Origin of the sequence: Aquimarina rhabdastrellae (assembly GCA_947387485.1) — a bacterium.
In the GTDB taxonomy this organism is placed as follows: domain Bacteria; phylum Bacteroidota; class Bacteroidia; order Flavobacteriales; family Flavobacteriaceae; genus Aquimarina.
In genome coordinates, this window is sequence record CANDNT010000002.1 from 466,614 (window position 1) to 482,694 (window position 16,081).

Sequence of the window (16,081 nt, forward strand, 5' to 3'; positions counted from 1 at the left end):
AAATTTTAATTAATTACTCATATGTTAAAACAGGAACGCTATTACCGTTCTCATCAGCTTCTGTAGTCCATGTCATCGCATCATCATAAACCGTCATTTTGATTTTAATCATACTGTCGTTGTCATTAATCTCTTTTAATAAACGAGATTCAACAATGACAGGAACATTTTCTATTTCAGTTTCATCAGTTTTTAAATCTTCGTTGATTACAGGATATAAATACGCGTTATAAGTATTAAAATCAGTAACACGTTCTACAAATTGATGTGTATTTCTAGCAAAAACGTTAGCATATTTTTTAATTAATTCGTTTCTAGACTCGATATCAGATACCTTATCGTATTCAGCTATAAAAACTTTAGCAACTTCCTGAGCGTGTTTTGTGACTTCTTGTTCGATATCTCTTGGAGTAGCAGTATATTGAGGATAGAAATTGATATACGCTTTTTCAAACGAACGGACATATACTTTTTGAGTTCCTTCTTCTGTAAATTTATCTCTAATAGGAGGATTTACAGTATCTATTGCAACAGGAATATCAAGTTCGATATTTTTCATTCTGATATTAGGAACCGAAAAATGTTTTAATAATGGGTTTTTTGCATACTCTTCGGCTATCATTAGAGTCTCTATATCAGATTGTACTTTGGCATTAGTGATTTCTTTATGTAAGCCACCTATATAATCTTTTAATGTAATCATGATTAGAATTGTTTTTTTGGAGAAGGAAACCTCCGTAGAGGCTTCCTTCAAAAGTTAGAAATAAGAAAATGGTTAAACTGATTCGTTTTCAGTAATAACTTGTTCAAGAATATCTAATACTCTTTGCATTCCTGCAGGAGCTTCTTCTTGTACAGCGTTAATTCTTACGTTCATACTGTATGAGCGCTTAGCTTCATCAGAGTAACGAGTTTTCTTTTTGAAAGCATAACTTCCTTTAAAGTGCAATTTCCCGAATCCCCATCTTAATCTTAAGTCAGCACTTAAACTTAAGTCATGAGAAGTACTTTGAGAATATTTTGTTACACTAGAAATCTTAGCGTTAAACTCGATTGTAGTGTCTGCAACTCTCAAATACGGAATAGGAATGATTGTAAGTAATGGAGTAGATAAGGTTAAATCTGTTGGAGTACCATCTACTAATTTTGAATATGTAAAATTCACATTTCTTACATTACCGTCTGCGTCAAGACCTACTTCGTTGATAAAATCAACAGTAGATAAAGCTGCGGCAGCTTGTGCGTCGATTACAGCGGTTAATGGTTTTCCTAGCATTGCGCTAAAATTGATATTTGCAATTTCATTTGGACTAACTGGCATAATTGTTTTGATTTAATGATTGACCTACTCTTTGGTTTAGGATTTTCGGTTTACTCCTAGTTTGATTAATTTGTAATAATACAATAAGGCTTCGCGAAATACCTTATTCAATGATTTGTTTAAGCTTAAAAATGTAATCTTAATTAAGAAGTACACTGCAAATATAAAACATATGTTCCTTGTGTGCAAACATTTTACAATGTATTTTATGTTAAATGTTTGTTTTTTTTTGTAAAATGTTGATTTTATGCATATTTTGAGGCGTAATATGTTTAGTGTTATTGTTTTTTTATTAAAAATGTTTCTTGTTTCTGTAAAATGTGTCTTTTTGAAGTGAGTATTGGTATTAGTATCTTCACGGCTGATCATCTAGAATAAAGAACTTATGGAACACTATAGAAAATTAGAACGCATGTATCTTGATGCGAATCTTAATACAGAAATATATACTACAACAACAATTACTATAGCAGAAGAAGAGGCAACTATCTCATTGACTATAGAACCTAAGTATTTTCATGCGTTAGGTGCGATTCATGGCTCTGTATATTTTAAATTACTAGATGATGCAGCGTTTTTTGCGGTAAATTCTATAGTAAAAGATGCTTTTGTACTGACAACAAATTTTAATATTAATTTGGTTAGACCTGTAAACTCAGGAACAATAAAAGCAGTTGGTAAGGTAAAATTTAGATCAAGAAATTTATATATAGCAGAAAGCACTTTGTATAATGAAGATGGAAAAGAGGTTGCATTTGGGACAGGGCATTTTGCAAAAAGCAAAGTAGCTTTGACCGAAGAAATAGGGTATAAATAAAAAAGGCGTTCATTATGAACGCCTTTTATTACTCTTCAATAACCTCAAACTGTTTGATTGCAGCATTGGGTTCCATAATGTGATGACCTTTCCAAAAATCAGGATTGTATCTAGACATATATTGAGGGTCTATATTGTTATTTTCTTTGCTAGCATTATAAGAGGCTTCAGAAATAGTTTTAGAATTATAAATAACTAATTCATATTTGGTAAGATTAGATGTCTGCACATCTATATTTAGTGATAACTCGTTTTGTTTACGTCTACCTTTGACAAATTTATTTTTTTCAATGATTTTTAAAGGCCTGTCAACACCAGCACTTCCTCCAGTTTGGAGTTCGATAAACTGAATGTCGTATTTTTGAGTTTGAGGATCTTTTTTAAAGATAGTTTTTCCTTTAAATACAGACTCTCTATAGTTAAAACCAAATAAACTAATACTTCTTAACGGATTTACGTTTTCATAATCTATACGCATAATAGCAAAATCCTCAGTATTGACATAAAATGTACCTTTAAAATCTTGACTTCCTTTAGGTTTAAAATCAATGACATAAGCACTGCTATCATCCATATACGTATAATCTTTTAACTCAAACTCATAACGACCACTTTTATTGATGAAATTGAGTTTAGCATCATCTTCAAAGAATACTTCAGATAATAAGAACTTTAAATTTCTCTTTTTGTATTTCAAGAAATAATTCTTTTTGTTTTTATTTTCATGATTTTCTACATCTTCTTTTAATTCGGCAGCTTCTGCATTATCTTTTAATAAGGAGTCCACCTGAATTTTTGTACCTAAAAACCAACCTGATTTGATTTTGAGATAAGAATTGGGTTTTACATTTTTCTTTAAGATCCCTTGAATACGATCAGACATTTGCTTGATAGTTCCCTCATTGTTTTTGTCATATAAACGAGCAGCTTTAACAATATTCAATTTTTGTTTTTCGTAATTACCATATAATGTAGCGAGAGATTCTGTAAAAGCAGATGCTTTTTTAGGAATACTTCTTACAATACTATCAATGAGATCTTTATTCAATTCTTCTATAGAGGATTTTTTTACTTTAATATTGGTTTTGTGTATATTGTTGAAAAATGATTCTCGTAAAAAAATCTTTTTCTCAGATAAATCTCTGTTGTAATTTTGAGAAAGACGATCCTCCACGTTTTCTATTATTTCTTCTATGCTTAAGTTTTTATTAGAAATAAAAACGCTTTTAAGTTCGATAGCTTTAGGTTCAATATAGAGTACACTATCAATAGTAGTGTTTAAAGCAAATGCAGTACGATCATATCCTACAGAGGATATAATTAAAGAGTCTTGTGATGTAGGAGCTTTTTCCAAACTATAGCTAAAACGTCCTTCTTCATTAGTAATGATTCCGTCATATTGAGAAAATTGAACAGTAGCATAGGGAATTGGTTCTAATGTTTTTTTATCAAGAACACGACTAGAAATGTGTTGTGCATAACTGCTATTGAAGCAAATAAGAGTAAAAAATAATAAGCGTAAAAATGTGTGCATAACAAGTGATTTGATAGAGACAATGAAGTTAAAATACTTTTTGATAAATAGTTATTATGAAGACGAAATAATTTTTATGGTGTTACAAAGTAATGGTCATGTGATATCAAAAATACTTACATAAACAATACTTATAATATAAGAAGGAATCCCCGTAGTTTACTAGTCTAAGAAAGTGGATATGTGTATCTTTGAATATCCTAAAAAAGAATACCCAATTATGCAACAACTACGCAGAAGTCGCAGACTACGTGTCAATGACGCTATACGATCTATAACTAGAGAAAACGTACTTACACCTAATGATTTTTTAGTTCCGTTATTTGCTGTTGAAGGAAAAGGAATTAAAGAAGAAATTGCATCTATGCCAGGTTATTATAGGTATAGTTTGGATTTATTACAACAAGAAGTAAAAGAGTTATGGGCTATGGGACTAAAAGCTGTTTTACTGTTTGTAAAAGTACCAGATGATTTAAAAGATAATAAAGGAACAGAGGCGTTAAACCCTAACGGATTAATGCAACGTGGTATAAAAACAATAAAAGATGCTGTTCCAGATATGTTGGTGATGACAGATGTTGCCTTAGATCCATATTCGTCTTATGGTCATGATGGAATTGTAGAAAATGGATATATTGTTAATGATCCTACAGCAGAAGTATTAGCTCAAATGGCATTATCTCATACACAAGCAGGAGCAGACTTTGTAGCACCTAGTGATATGATGGATGGAAGGATTTTTGCAATTCGAGAAACATTAGAAGAAGAAGGTTTTAAGAATACAGGAATCATGAGTTATAGCGCAAAATATGCATCTGCATTTTATGGACCTTTTAGAGATGCATTAGATTCGGCACCAGGATTTGGAGATAAAAAGACATATCAGATGGATTTTGCAAATCGTAACGAAGCGATTAAAGAAGTAATGATGGATGTAGAAGAAGGAGCAGATATCGTGATGGTAAAACCAGGATTGTGCTATCTTGATATTATTAGAGATGTAAAAAATGTAGTAGATGTTCCTGTTGCAGCATATCAAGTGAGTGGTGAATATGCAATGGTAAAAGCAGCTGCAGAAAAAGGATGGTTAGATCATGATGCTGTAATGATGGAGCAATTAATGGCTTTTAAAAGAGCAGGGACAGATTTAATTGCAACATATTTTGCCAAAGATGCGGTTAAACTATTAGGATAACTTAAATGAAGAAAATAATAGCAGCAAGTATATTGATGAGTGTATTAATAGCTTGTAAATCTGAAAAGAAAGAAAAAGAAGAAATCGTAATTGGTACCAAAGAAGTAAAACAAGATCCTGTTGCTTTAGGAAAAAAACTATTTAATGGTAAAGGGAAATGTATAGCTTGTCATCAAGTAAATAAGAAAACTGTAGGACCAAGCGTTAAAGAAATAGTTGCTGTATATAAAGAGAAAAAAGGTGATTTGTTGGGGTTTCTTAAAGAAGAACAACCGCCTATTGTAGCTCCTGAAAGTTTTGCGGTAATGAAAACTAATTATGCCATTTTAAAAACATTTAAAGATAAAGAACTAGAAGCCTTAATCGCTTATATGAAAAAAATAGGACAAGAATAGCTTATGAAAAAGAACTTTTTGAGGATTTGTATGATCCTAATGATAATGCCTGCATTTGCACAACAAACTACAGTAAAAGATGCTTTTTTAGAAAAGTGGAATAACTCAAAGGATTATTTAGTAAAAATAGCTCAGGCTATGCCACAAGAAAAATATGTATATAAACCTACAGAACGCGAAATGAGTTTTGAAGAACAATTGTTGCATATACGAGAAAACTCATTGTGGTTAAGTACAACCTATTTTACTGATAAAAAGTTTGATAGAGATGCTATAGAAAAAGAACAATTTAAAGATAAAGAAGCACTTATAGTAGCTATAGAAAAAGCTTTTGATGAGGTAGCAAAAATTATTAAGGATACAGATCCAAAAACATTTAAAGAAGAGGTGAAGTTTTTTGCAGGACCTAAGTCTAAGTTGCAAATTCTTAATTTAATTCAAGATCATGTAACGCATCATAGAGGACAAATTATAGTCTATTTAAATCTTAATGAAATTAAGCCGCCACGTTTTGTAGGTTGGTAATACTATAAAACATTTTAAAGTATTTAATGCTGCAACTACATAAAAATAGTGCAGCATTTTTATTTAAAATTACAGAATTCTATTTAATTTGTAGTTCCAATAGCATCTCAATAGTAGTAATATAGATAAACGTGAAATACGAACAAAAAGTCATAAAATATAAAGATCAGATTGTTTTTATGAGACTATCAATGCCGTATTTTGATAGAGTTCAAAAGCAATATGCAAAAGATGAAGCTTGTTTTATGTTTGTTAATAAAGGAGCTTTTTCTATTAGGTCACAAGATGACTATATGAATTTGAATAAAGATACTGCCGTATTAGCAAAATGTTTAAATTACTTCTTTGAGGCAAATGATGAACAAAAAAAATGCGATGATGGAGTAGAGTCTACAGGAATATTTTTATATCCATCTATGGTAAAAGAATTATTTGAGTTTGATGTGACCACCTCAGATTATACTTTTGATTTTAATTTAAAAAAGATCGAAGTAGACCGTTTATTAGAAAACTATAAAGAGAGTATCAATATTTTATTAGATCATCCAGAACTAGCAGATGAGAATATGATTAAAACAAAGCTAAAAGAATTTGTTTTATTGATGTCTAAGTCTCAGCAAGCACCTTCTCAATTAGATTTTTTAGCGGCTTTATTTAAGCCTAACGAAATAGACTTTAAAACTACAATTCAGCATAACCTATATGCAAATCTATCTATAGAAGAATTGGCAACACTTTGTCATTTAAGTATATCTTCTTTTAAAAGAAAGTTTAAAACGGTTTTTGGCGAAAGCCCAAAACGCTATATCATAAAAAAGAAAGTAGAAAAAGCAGCAGCATTATTAAAATCAAATGACTTGCGTGTTTCAGATATTGCTTATGATGTGGGATTTGAATCTTTGGCTACTTTTAATAGGAATTTCACTAATATTTACGGAAAATCGCCTTCAGAATATCGTTTGAGCTAAAATGATATGTCTTTGAACTAAAACGAGAAATTAAGAACTTCCCTTTTCATGACTTTTGCTCTGTAGAATAAAAAGAGCAACGTTATGAAAAAATCAAAAGTATTAAAAATCTATTTAATCCTCTCTGGATTATTACTTTCCTTTATAGGAGGAGCTACCTTATTTCTTCCTGTAACTATGAAAGCTACTGCAGAAATTGATATTGCAGGAAGTATTAATGCAATGAATGATGTAAGAGCCTTTAGCGCCTTATTGCTAGCCGTAGGAATCTTCAGCATTTTGGGAGCTTTGATCCATAAGTTATCCTACAGTACAACTATTATTTCGTCATTACTATTTCTATCCTTAGGAGGAGGGAGATTGTTAAGTATCATATTAGATGGAATGCCTGCAGATGGATTAATAAAAGCTACTGCCTTAGAATTTGTCTTAGGAATTATAGGAACCTTCCTTTTTATAAAATACCGAGAAAATAAATAAAAAATTAAAATAGAAAGAGTTATGAAAACAACGTTAAAAATAGGTCTCTCACTAGTGGTAATGCTATTAAGCCTTAATGTAATAGCACAAAAGAAAGATAAAAAGGTAATCACATTTACTGTAGAAAGAAAAATAGAAGCAGCTGCCGAAAGAGTGTGGAAGGTAGTAGGAGAGGATTTTGGAGCAATTGCTAATTCGCATCCTAAGATTGTTAGCTCTAATTATAATCAAGGATTTATTACAGGAGGAGAAAATGCTATCAGAACTTGTAATTTTAATGAAAAAGGAACGAAGTATTTACAAGAGAAACAATTAGAATACGATCCAGAGAATTACAGATTTAAAGTGCAAATTTTTCATGCAGGAAAAGTTCCCTTGGATACAGAATATAGTTATGGAGTGTATAAAGTAACACCTATTGATGCTAATTCTTGTAAACTATCGATGACAATGGGAGTAAGAACAAAACCAGCTTTTTTAGGACCATTAGCAAAAGGAAGTTTTAAAAAGGATATCGCAGATTATTTATTAGCAGTAGAACACCATGTACTTACAGGAGAAAACGTGACTAAAGACAATTTTAAAGCGATCAAGAAGAAGTATAGTAAGTAAGCTTTTTAAAGCATAAAAAAGAAGAAATGAAAAAGTCCAAGTTAAATAATAAAACGATATTAATCACGGGTGCTAATGCCGGTATAGGAAAAGATACAGCACGACAATTAGCATTGTTAAAGACTACAAAAAAGGTTTATTTAGCCTGTAGAAATAAAGATAAAGCAGTAATAGCAAAGAGAGAGTTAGAAGAAATTACAGGCAGATTTATTTTTGAAATAGTAATTATGGATGTAACTAGTCCAGACTCGGTAAGAAAAGCTGTAAAACAACTAAACGAAGCTATAGATGCGGTAATCTTAAATGCAGGAGGTGTTGGTGGAAAAACTCCTAGAAAATTAACAAAAGAAGGAGTTACTACAATTACTGCGGTTAATCTTTTAGGACATGTTGTTTTGGTCGATGAACTCCTTAAAGAAGATAAACTAAACAATGTAGTTTTATATGCAAGCTCAGAAGCGGCAAGAGGGATTAAACAAACAGGGATGAAACGTCCTGATTTAAAAGACTCATCTGTTGCAGAGTTTGAAGCAGTGTTTAATGGAGAGTTGTTTGGAGATAAATTTGATCCATTACAAGTTTATGGTGTAGTTAAATATGGAGGAACATTATGGATGTCTTATATGGCTAGAAAGTATCCTTCGATAAAATTTATAAGTGTAAGTCCAGGTGGGACAAGAGGAACAGAAGGAATGAACGATTTGCCATTTGTAAAGCGAATTCTATTTAAATATATAGGAATGCCCGTTTTTATGCCATTAATGGGATTATCACACAAATTGAGTAAAGGAGCAGAACGTTTTGTAGATAGTATTAATAATGATGCTTTACAAAGCGGAGTTTTTTATGCAAGTAAAGAAAATGTGCTTACAGGACCAATAGTGGACCAGAGTAGAATCTTTCAAGATTTAAAAAATGAAGTCTATCAAAATAATGCCAATGAAGCAATACGTAGATTTATTAATTAAGATCTAAGAACATTATAATCTTATAGATAAACACTTCTTATATAGAAGTGTTTTTTGCTATTAAAAAGCAAGTACAAAACCTATAAGCGCAATAACTAAGCATAAAGGAGAGAATAGTTTAGTATCCCATTTCCCAAATTCAGTTTGACGAATACGTTTAAAAAAACCGATATATTTAAAATCGCCAATAGCTCGTAACAAGAAAATAGAAGGAATGATCCATATCCCGTATTTCAAAAACCAATGAGGTAAATCAAATGGGATTAGATTAGCTAGGATTAAATAAAAAAAAGAAAAAACTAATAGTCCCGCTCCTACAATTGCGCTATCCATTTTTTTAGGATTTAAAACACGTTCCCCATTTTCTTTGGTAGGTATGGCTTGAACAAATCCAAATTGACCTCCAATAACCCAGTTAAAATGAATAATTCCTAAAATTAAAAATATAAAAGTCAATATAAGTGATAGTACCATGTTGTGTGAAATAATTCAAATTGAAAACAAACTAAATGTACTGATTTTTAAGGAGAAAAGCGATGAAAAAACAGATAATCAAATTTCAATTTTGGAATATACCCGAACTCACAGTAAATTAGCATCATCAATCCTTATCATTATGACCTTATTAATCCTTTACGGAATTGTATCAATTTTCTTTTCTTTTTTATGTTCAATTCTAGAAGCTGTACTGTTGAGTGTAACACCAACATTTATTAATGTAAAAAAGAAAGAGGGTAAAGGATATGCTACATCACTAGAAGATTTAAAAAAAGATGTAGATAGGCCTCTTATCGCTATATTGACTTTAAATACAATTGCACATACCGTAGGAGCAATTTTAGTAGGGGTTCAAGCAAAAGTCGCTTATGCAGAAATGTATGGAAGTGAAACTCGATCTTTTCTAGGGATCGAAATGACCGAAGATATAATGGTTGGTGTCGTATCGTCAATTATGACTATATTGATATTAGTGGCTTCAGAAATTGTACCTAAAACAATAGGTGCTACATACTGGAAGCAGCTAGCTAACTTTACAGCCAAAGCTCTTAATGTGTTGATTTTTCCACTGAAATGGACAGGAATTTTGTGGTTATTGCAGTTGACAACAAAGTTGATTGGTAAAGGTGGTCATGGGAGTGTATTGAGTAGAGAAGATTTCTCGGCAATGGCAGATATCGCTCAAGAAGAAGGTGTTTTTGAAGAGTCAGAATCCCAAGTGATTAAAAATCTTTTAAACTTTAATGAGATCGCTGCCAAAGATATTATGACACCTCGTAGTGTTTTAAAAATAGCATCAGAAGAACAGAATATAACTGAATTTTTTGAGGAAAATAAAGAATTACGTTTTTCTAGAATTCCTGTTTATAAAGATAATCCAGATAATATCACAGGGTATATTTTAAAAGATGAGGTATATAAGAAATTAGCCGAAGATCAGCATCAACTTTCGCTTAGAGATCTTAAACGCAAAATGTTTGTTGTTGATAGAAATGTTGCTGTTCCTCATTTATTTGAAAAACTTATCGAACATAAAGAGCATGTAGCTTTGGTTGTTGATGAGTACGGTTCTATAAATGGATTAGTGAGTATGGAAGATGTGATAGAAACCTTATTAGGATTAGAGATTATGGACGAAAGCGATACAGAGGCAGATATGCAGACCATAGCGAGACGTAACTGGAAGATAAGAGCTAAACGCATGGGAATCTTGGATGAAGAGAATGGAGCTTCAGAAGCAGAATAAAAATGGAAGAAGAAATTCAAATAGCGTATCTTGAAACACCTTTAGGTATTGCTACTCTTGAAGGAGATCAAATAGGGTTACGCAAAGTTTCTATCCAAAAAGAAATAGATGACCTTACAGTTCTTAATAAAACTGTTCCAGAAGTACTAAAAGATGCAGTAAGTCAACTAGAAGAATATTTTGAAGGAAAGAGAGTGGATTTTGATCTAAAGCTAAATCCACAAGGAACCGAATTCCAGAAGAAAGTATGGGAACAGTTATTGACCATTCCATACGGAAAAACAAATTCATATCTAGATATAGCGAAGCAATTAGGCGATGTAAAAAGCATAAGAGCAGCAGCATCTGCCAATGGTAAAAACCCTTTGTGGATTATTGTTCCTTGTCACAGAGTGATAGGTAGTGATGGCTCTCTTACGGGATATGCTGGTGGTTTGTGGAGAAAAAAATGGTTGTTGGATCATGAAAATCCAGTAAAGCAACAAACACTCTTTTAAAAATACAGATACACTTAAATAACAGTGATAATAAAGGAAAAATAGACAAGAAATCTCGGGGCTAATTGATTACCTTAGTAGAACTCATCAATAATAGTTATAAAACGTCAAACTTATGAGATTCTTAAAAAAAGTAATCAAGATACTGTTAATCATTTTTGTACCCATTATCCTTTTGCTATATCTATTTGATTATGACTATATCCTTAAAGGAGTTAGGGTTGTGTATTTTACAGGACATACCTCTGCATTTATAGATGATCATTCTTATTTTGATAATAGAGTCATTAAGAAAAGTGTGAATCCAATTCCTTGGAAAAAGCATAAAGAATACAATAGTATTCAGCCTACAGATCGACTTGAAACGTTTCATAAGAAACTAGGGACTGTTGCATATTTAATTATTAAAAATGATAGTTTGTGGCATGAAATGTATACCGAAGGATATGGAGCTACGTCACAAACAAATTCTTTTTCTATGGCCAAAAGCATAGTTACGTTTATGTTAGGAAAGGCTATTATGAATAAAGAAATTAACGAACTCAATGAACCTGTAGGTACGTTTCTTCCAGAATTTTCTAATGGATTAGCCAAAGAAATGACTGTAGGAGATCTCTCTGCAATGGCTTCAGGTTTAAATTGGGACGAATCATATTCGAGTCCTTTTTCGATAACAGCTAGATCGTATTATACAAAAAACCTTAGAGAGGTGATACTTGGATTAAAAACGGTAGAACAACCTGGGCAATATTTTGAATATCTTAGTGGAAATACTCAAGTACTTGCCATGGCGATAGAAGCGGCAACAAATCAAGAATTAAGTTCCTATTTAACACAATATTTTTGGGATCCTATGGGAATGGAACAAGATGCATTATGGCAATTAGATAGTGAAGAAAATGGACTAGAAAAGGCATATTGTTGTATCTCGAGTAATGCTAGAGATTTTGCACGTTTTGGGAGTATGATTAATCATGAAGGATCTTTTAATGGAAAAGAAATTTTACCAGCATCATTTATAAAGAAAATAACTACAAATAGATTTGAAGATAGTCCAGAATATGGATATGGTCTTTGGTTATCTGATCATTTAGGGAAAAAAATAGTGGTGATGAGAGGGATTTTAGGGCAATATGTAATTGCTATTCCAGAAGATCAAGTTGTTATTGTAAGATTAGGTCATAAAAGAGGAAAATTTGTAGATAAACCTTTTAAAGAAGATTTTTATGTATATGTAGAAGAAGCATATAAAATGATGGAGAAAAGGAATTTAAAATAGAAGATGGATGTTACACAAAATTAGTTTAGAAAATATATTGTTTCTAGATATAGAAACAGTTCCAGAATATGAGAATTTTGATGCTTTAGATAAAGAAAAACAATATTTATGGGAAGATAAAACAGCATATCAACGAAAAGATGAATACACTCCAGAAGAGTTTTATGATAGAGCTGGGATTTGGGCAGAGTTTGGTAAAATCGTTTGTATATCGGTAGGTTATTTTGCATTTAAAGGAGATATAAGAACCTTTAGAACAACATCTTTTTATGGAGAAGAGAAAGAACTCTTGATAGCTTTTAAGAACCTTTTAGAATTACATTTTAGTAAACCACAACATATTTTATGTGCTCATAACGGAAAAGAATTTGATTTCCCATATATCGCAAGAAGGATGATTATTCACGGAATCTCTTTGCCATTTAAATTAAATCTATTCGGTAAAAAACCTTGGGAAGTTCCGCATCTCGATACTATGGAATTGTGGAAGTTTGGAGATTATAAACATTTTACATCTTTAAAATTAATGACTCATGTATTGGGAATACCTTCTCCAAAAGATGATATTGATGGAAGTCAAGTAAAAGAGGTATATTATAAAGAACATGACATCGATAGGATTATTAAATACTGCGAAAAAGATACGGTAGCTGTAGCGCAGATTATATTGCGATTGAGACAAGAAGAGTTATTAGATGAATCAGAAATAGTATCAGTATAGAAAAAGCGACCTTATTTAAGGTCGCTTTTAATGATTTTTTTAGTTGGTTAATTAAAATTATTTAATGATAATTTTAGCTACTTGACTTTGATCATTTTGGTCTACTTTCATTAAGTATAAACCAGCATTAAATTGACCTAAGTTAAGCGTGGTATTAAAATCATTTTCTGGTGTATAGGATTTAGATAATACTTTACGTCCGCTAATATCAAATACACTAATTGTTATATCTTGATCAAAACTATTAGGTGTAAAACGAACATTTAAAGCGTCGTTTGTTGGGTTAGGAGCATAAGAAAAGTTTTGGAAAACATTTTCTTCTCTAATTGATAATGGAGCACTTTCTACTACAAAATCATCAATAACAACACCTTCTTCGTTTACAGCTTGATCAGAGTGGAATGTAAATCTAAAGACAACATTTGTAGCTGGAGATCCAGAGTTTCCATCAAGATGATCTAGATTATGGCTGTATTCTTTTGATGTAGCGTTAGAGTCATTTTCTCCATTTCCAGTCCATTGTGCACCAGGACAATTGAAGCAATCATTGTTTGTTCCAGCAGGGCGATCACTGTTATACCAGTTAGGATCAGAAGCACTACCTAAAATAGTCCAAGTAGAACCACCATCTGTAGAATATTCCATATAAAGAATATCCCAGTTTGCTTCTAGATCAAATGCCATATTAAATTTAAGTGTAGCATCTGTATTAGAAAGATCATAACACTTACTTACTAAGAAAGCTTTAGTTTCTACTGGATGATTACCATCAAGATTAGTAGCATAAACATTATTTGAACCACTATTTAATAAGGTTGTAGAAGCAGTACCTCTTTCCCATAAAGAGTTTTGAGGTGTCCCATCATTATAAGCAAGAAGGATGTCACTAGAGTTTTCAAAAGTATTAACTTCTCCAAGTGTACCACTTTCATTAACAAGAACAACAGCAGACTGTGTATTGTTTTCTACTCTTTCGTCATTTGTAATTGTAGTCGTAACATCAACAGTGTGAACTCCGATTCCTAAAGCAGGAAGAGGTAAGTTGATTTGCTCAGACTCACAAGTATTTAATGAAGTACTAATATTATCTGTAATTGGAGTTCCTCCATCAACAGTATAGCTTAAGTCGATAGCAGTGATAAGATTAGAACCAGCGTTTTGTACATTTGCAACAGGAATAAAAGCAGTATTACTACAATCTACAGTCAATCCATTAGAAACAGACTTTAAGTGAATATCATCCGAAGCACTAAAGTAAGCATCACCTACATTTACAGCATACCATGCATTTTGCACAGATTCTGCTTCACTACTACTTAAACAATATAAATTTGAAACTACGGTAAGTGTAGCTGTTCTAGCGTCTGCAAAAGTTGCATTAGGTGTAAGGTAATCTCTTAGTGCTAAATAAGCAATTTCTTCTGCTTTGGTCATTCCTATACCATCAACATCATAAACATCACCTAGATCGTTTGTATCTGCAGCACCATTTACTAAAATATAGAACCAGTGATTTAATACTCCACTATTAAAGTGAACACCACAGTTGTCATTATTTTGAGGATGTGGAACACAATTTCCTTCATCTGCTGTTTCTCTCCAGAACGTTCCTAAATAAGTGTCAGGACTACTATATGCTTTTGGATTACTCATAGAACGTAAAGTACCTATAGTCTCTCCTATAGCCCATACGCTATTATCAGGAGTGGCATCTGTTCCAGTTCCTAAAGAATAATGTTGAATAGCAGCTCCCCAGATATCTGAAAAACCTTCGTTTAATCCACCAGATTGATTTGCATAAACTAGATTGGCTGTATGTGTTGTTACAGCATGACCAATCTCGTGTGCACAAATATCAAATCCAGTTAAAGGGTTAGAGTTTCCATCACCATAAGACATCGCTACACCATCCCAGAACGCATTAAAGTAGTTGGTTCCTACATGAACAAAACTAAAAATAGAAGCTCCGTTATCATCATAACTATCTCTGTTATGAACATTTTCCCAGTATTTTTTTACTTCGATAGCTCCAAAATGAGCATCTAGTGCAGCATCATCTTTAGCTGCATTATTATGTTCTGCAGCAGTCCAGTTATTGTCATTATCAGTAAACTCTTCAAAAACACCATTTAAATATGGCTTAGAACCTTGATGACCATTTAAGGCGTCTTTTGTAAAGATGTTATTGGTTTCATCATTTAAAGTATATGTTCCATTACTTTCTAACCTTGTTTCTATTGTTCTTGTACCAGAAAATCTTGTTTCTGCAGTTCCAGGAACATAAGCAGTTGTTGTCGTTGTTTTATTGATTGCATGAGAAGGTGAAGCATGTGGTTTCTCAAACTTACGATTAAAATGCTTCATGATAGGGTTGTATAAAACATTGCTACCAGTATGTGCATTAATGTATACGTCTCCTACTAATCCTGGATCACTAGCTGTAACTTTGTGTTTATATGCTAAGACAACAGATTTTAAATCATTTGAATAATCAGGGATGATCAATAATTCTGTTTCTGGCATATCAGCAGACCTTTTTAAGTTTCCGTTTTCAAACCAAGTAGATCTACTAATTCCTAAATGTTGAACAGCTTTTAATAAAGAAGCATCTTCAGAAATATTAGGAGAAAGGTTTAGTTTAGAAATAGGATAAACCTCTCCAGTTATAGAAACTACGTTACCATTAAGACTATGTGTAATAAGGGTACCGAATTCTACTTTAATTCCTCTGAAATACTGTTGATAACGATTGTGTACATATCCCATCTTATCTGTAGTAGACCTGATAAGTTGAAAGGTGTTGTTAGAACTGAGACGTCCTTTGGACATGAATTGCGTGATCGCTTTTTGCTCATTGATGTTTGTGTCAAAATTGACAGTTGTACTATGTGCTTTTTGTGCATAAGTAAGCGGGGAGATCATCATCGTAGCCAAGATGATGAGAGTAAAAAAACTCTTTTTCATTATGATTTGTGTTTTAGGTTAAATAATTTAATTTTTCATGATTTAATTTATTTGGGGGTTA

At 32.0% G+C, this 16,081-nt stretch carries 17 protein-coding genes; 12 read left to right on the plus strand and 5 right to left on the minus strand.

Annotated elements, in window-relative coordinates:
* Window positions 1-13 precede the first annotated feature (13 nt).
* Both ACYEKI_RS06650 and ACYEKI_RS06655 read right to left on the minus strand, forming a co-directional pair.
* On the minus strand, window positions 14-703 hold the full coding sequence (locus tag ACYEKI_RS06650; protein WP_459210393.1) for a hypothetical protein: 690 nt from the start codon (window positions 701-703) through the stop codon (window positions 14-16).
* Window positions 704-775: 72 nt separating this feature from the next.
* Complete coding sequence (locus tag ACYEKI_RS06655; protein WP_459210394.1) at window positions 776-1,321, minus strand: DUF2589 domain-containing protein; 546 nt, start codon at window positions 1,319-1,321, stop codon at window positions 776-778.
* Window positions 1,322-1,706: 385 nt separating this feature from the next.
* Here ACYEKI_RS06655 and ACYEKI_RS06660 point away from each other — a divergent pair, with 385 nt between their 5' ends.
* Window positions 1,707-2,138: a PaaI family thioesterase gene (locus ACYEKI_RS06660; RefSeq protein ID WP_459210395.1), complete on the plus strand. Its 432-nt coding sequence runs from the start codon at window positions 1,707-1,709 to the stop codon at window positions 2,136-2,138.
* A gap of 28 nt (window positions 2,139-2,166) precedes the next feature.
* On the opposite strand, the gene ACYEKI_RS06665 is transcribed toward ACYEKI_RS06660, so the two are convergent.
* Window positions 2,167-3,672 (minus strand): carboxypeptidase-like regulatory domain-containing protein, encoded by a 1,506-nt coding sequence (locus ACYEKI_RS06665; RefSeq protein WP_459210396.1) that lies wholly within the window; start codon window positions 3,670-3,672, stop codon window positions 2,167-2,169.
* A 220-nt stretch (window positions 3,673-3,892) separates the two neighbouring features.
* On the opposite strand from ACYEKI_RS06665, the gene hemB reads away from it, so the two are divergent.
* From hemB to ACYEKI_RS06700, 7 genes are all read left to right on the plus strand, one after another.
* Window positions 3,893-4,867 (plus strand): porphobilinogen synthase, encoded by a 975-nt coding sequence (gene hemB / locus ACYEKI_RS06670; protein WP_459210554.1) that lies wholly within the window; start codon window positions 3,893-3,895, stop codon window positions 4,865-4,867.
* A 5-nt stretch (window positions 4,868-4,872) separates the two neighbouring features.
* Window positions 4,873-5,262, plus strand: coding sequence for a c-type cytochrome (locus ACYEKI_RS06675; RefSeq protein ID WP_459210397.1), 390 nt, complete (start codon window positions 4,873-4,875; stop codon window positions 5,260-5,262).
* 3 nt (window positions 5,263-5,265) lie between these two features.
* Window positions 5,266-5,787, plus strand: a complete 522-nt coding sequence (locus ACYEKI_RS06680) for a DinB family protein (protein ID WP_459210398.1) — start codon at window positions 5,266-5,268, stop codon at window positions 5,785-5,787.
* Between the two features lie 131 nt (window positions 5,788-5,918).
* The gene (locus ACYEKI_RS06685) at window positions 5,919-6,755 is read left to right on the plus strand and encodes a helix-turn-helix domain-containing protein (RefSeq protein WP_459210399.1); all 837 of its coding nucleotides are present in this window, start codon (window positions 5,919-5,921) and stop codon (window positions 6,753-6,755) included.
* An 84-nt stretch (window positions 6,756-6,839) separates the two neighbouring features.
* Window positions 6,840-7,235, plus strand: coding sequence for a DUF4345 domain-containing protein (locus ACYEKI_RS06690; protein ID WP_459210400.1), 396 nt, complete (start codon window positions 6,840-6,842; stop codon window positions 7,233-7,235).
* A gap of 21 nt (window positions 7,236-7,256) precedes the next feature.
* Entirely contained in the window at window positions 7,257-7,847 is a 591-nt protein-coding gene (locus ACYEKI_RS06695) for an SRPBCC family protein (RefSeq protein ID WP_459210401.1), read from the plus strand.
* Window positions 7,848-7,873: 26 nt separating this feature from the next.
* Entirely contained in the window at window positions 7,874-8,815 is a 942-nt protein-coding gene (locus tag ACYEKI_RS06700) for an SDR family NAD(P)-dependent oxidoreductase (RefSeq protein ID WP_459210402.1), read from the plus strand.
* Between the two features lie 60 nt (window positions 8,816-8,875).
* On the opposite strand, the gene ACYEKI_RS06705 is transcribed toward ACYEKI_RS06700, so the two are convergent.
* Window positions 8,876-9,289, minus strand: coding sequence for a DUF3995 domain-containing protein (locus ACYEKI_RS06705; protein WP_459210403.1), 414 nt, complete (start codon window positions 9,287-9,289; stop codon window positions 8,876-8,878).
* Between the two features lie 142 nt (window positions 9,290-9,431).
* Between ACYEKI_RS06705 and ACYEKI_RS06710 the strand changes: the two genes are divergently transcribed.
* From ACYEKI_RS06710 to ACYEKI_RS06725, 4 genes are all read left to right on the plus strand, one after another.
* Entirely contained in the window at window positions 9,432-10,559 is a 1,128-nt protein-coding gene (locus tag ACYEKI_RS06710; RefSeq protein WP_459210404.1) for a CNNM domain-containing protein, read from the plus strand.
* 2 nt (window positions 10,560-10,561) lie between these two features.
* Entirely contained in the window at window positions 10,562-11,056 is a 495-nt protein-coding gene (locus ACYEKI_RS06715) for a methylated-DNA--[protein]-cysteine S-methyltransferase (RefSeq protein WP_459210405.1), read from the plus strand.
* Window positions 11,057-11,171: 115 nt separating this feature from the next.
* The gene (locus ACYEKI_RS06720; RefSeq protein WP_459210406.1) at window positions 11,172-12,335 is read left to right on the plus strand and encodes a serine hydrolase domain-containing protein; all 1,164 of its coding nucleotides are present in this window, start codon (window positions 11,172-11,174) and stop codon (window positions 12,333-12,335) included.
* Between the two features lie 7 nt (window positions 12,336-12,342).
* Entirely contained in the window at window positions 12,343-13,056 is a 714-nt protein-coding gene (locus ACYEKI_RS06725) for a 3'-5' exonuclease (RefSeq protein ID WP_459210407.1), read from the plus strand.
* A gap of 57 nt (window positions 13,057-13,113) precedes the next feature.
* Here the strand turns inward: ACYEKI_RS06725 and ACYEKI_RS06730 are convergent, their stop codons facing one another.
* Complete coding sequence (locus ACYEKI_RS06730; RefSeq protein WP_459210408.1) at window positions 13,114-16,020, minus strand: M4 family metallopeptidase; 2,907 nt, start codon at window positions 16,018-16,020, stop codon at window positions 13,114-13,116.
* Window positions 16,021-16,081 lie beyond the last annotated feature (61 nt).

Excerpts from the sequence above, each read along its gene's own strand:
- ACYEKI_RS06660 (WP_459210395.1), top strand. The coding sequence starts at position 1,707 with ATGGAACACTATAGAAAATTAGAACGCATGTATCTTGATGCGAATCTT.
- ACYEKI_RS06680 (WP_459210398.1), top strand. The coding sequence starts at position 5,266 with ATGAAAAAGAACTTTTTGAGGATTTGTATGATCCTAATGATAATGCCT.
- ACYEKI_RS06725 (WP_459210407.1), top strand. The coding sequence starts at position 12,343 with ATGTTACACAAAATTAGTTTAGAAAATATATTGTTTCTAGATATAGAA.
- ACYEKI_RS06720 (WP_459210406.1), top strand. The coding sequence starts at position 11,172 with ATGAGATTCTTAAAAAAAGTAATCAAGATACTGTTAATCATTTTTGTA.
- hemB (WP_459210554.1), top strand. The coding sequence starts at position 3,893 with ATGCAACAACTACGCAGAAGTCGCAGACTACGTGTCAATGACGCTATA.
- ACYEKI_RS06665 (WP_459210396.1), bottom strand. The coding sequence starts at position 3,672 with ATGCACACATTTTTACGCTTATTATTTTTTACTCTTATTTGCTTCAAT.
- ACYEKI_RS06705 (WP_459210403.1), bottom strand. The coding sequence starts at position 9,289 with ATGGTACTATCACTTATATTGACTTTTATATTTTTAATTTTAGGAATT.
- ACYEKI_RS06700 (WP_459210402.1), top strand. The coding sequence starts at position 7,874 with ATGAAAAAGTCCAAGTTAAATAATAAAACGATATTAATCACGGGTGCT.
- ACYEKI_RS06715 (WP_459210405.1), top strand. The coding sequence starts at position 10,562 with ATGGAAGAAGAAATTCAAATAGCGTATCTTGAAACACCTTTAGGTATT.
- ACYEKI_RS06730 (WP_459210408.1), bottom strand. The coding sequence starts at position 16,020 with ATGAAAAAGAGTTTTTTTACTCTCATCATCTTGGCTACGATGATGATC.
- ACYEKI_RS06675 (WP_459210397.1), top strand. The coding sequence starts at position 4,873 with ATGAAGAAAATAATAGCAGCAAGTATATTGATGAGTGTATTAATAGCT.
- ACYEKI_RS06695 (WP_459210401.1), top strand. The coding sequence starts at position 7,257 with ATGAAAACAACGTTAAAAATAGGTCTCTCACTAGTGGTAATGCTATTA.
- ACYEKI_RS06690 (WP_459210400.1), top strand. The coding sequence starts at position 6,840 with ATGAAAAAATCAAAAGTATTAAAAATCTATTTAATCCTCTCTGGATTA.
- ACYEKI_RS06650 (WP_459210393.1), bottom strand. The coding sequence starts at position 703 with ATGATTACATTAAAAGATTATATAGGTGGCTTACATAAAGAAATCACT.
- ACYEKI_RS06655 (WP_459210394.1), bottom strand. The coding sequence starts at position 1,321 with ATGCCAGTTAGTCCAAATGAAATTGCAAATATCAATTTTAGCGCAATG.
- ACYEKI_RS06710 (WP_459210404.1), top strand. The coding sequence starts at position 9,432 with ATGACCTTATTAATCCTTTACGGAATTGTATCAATTTTCTTTTCTTTT.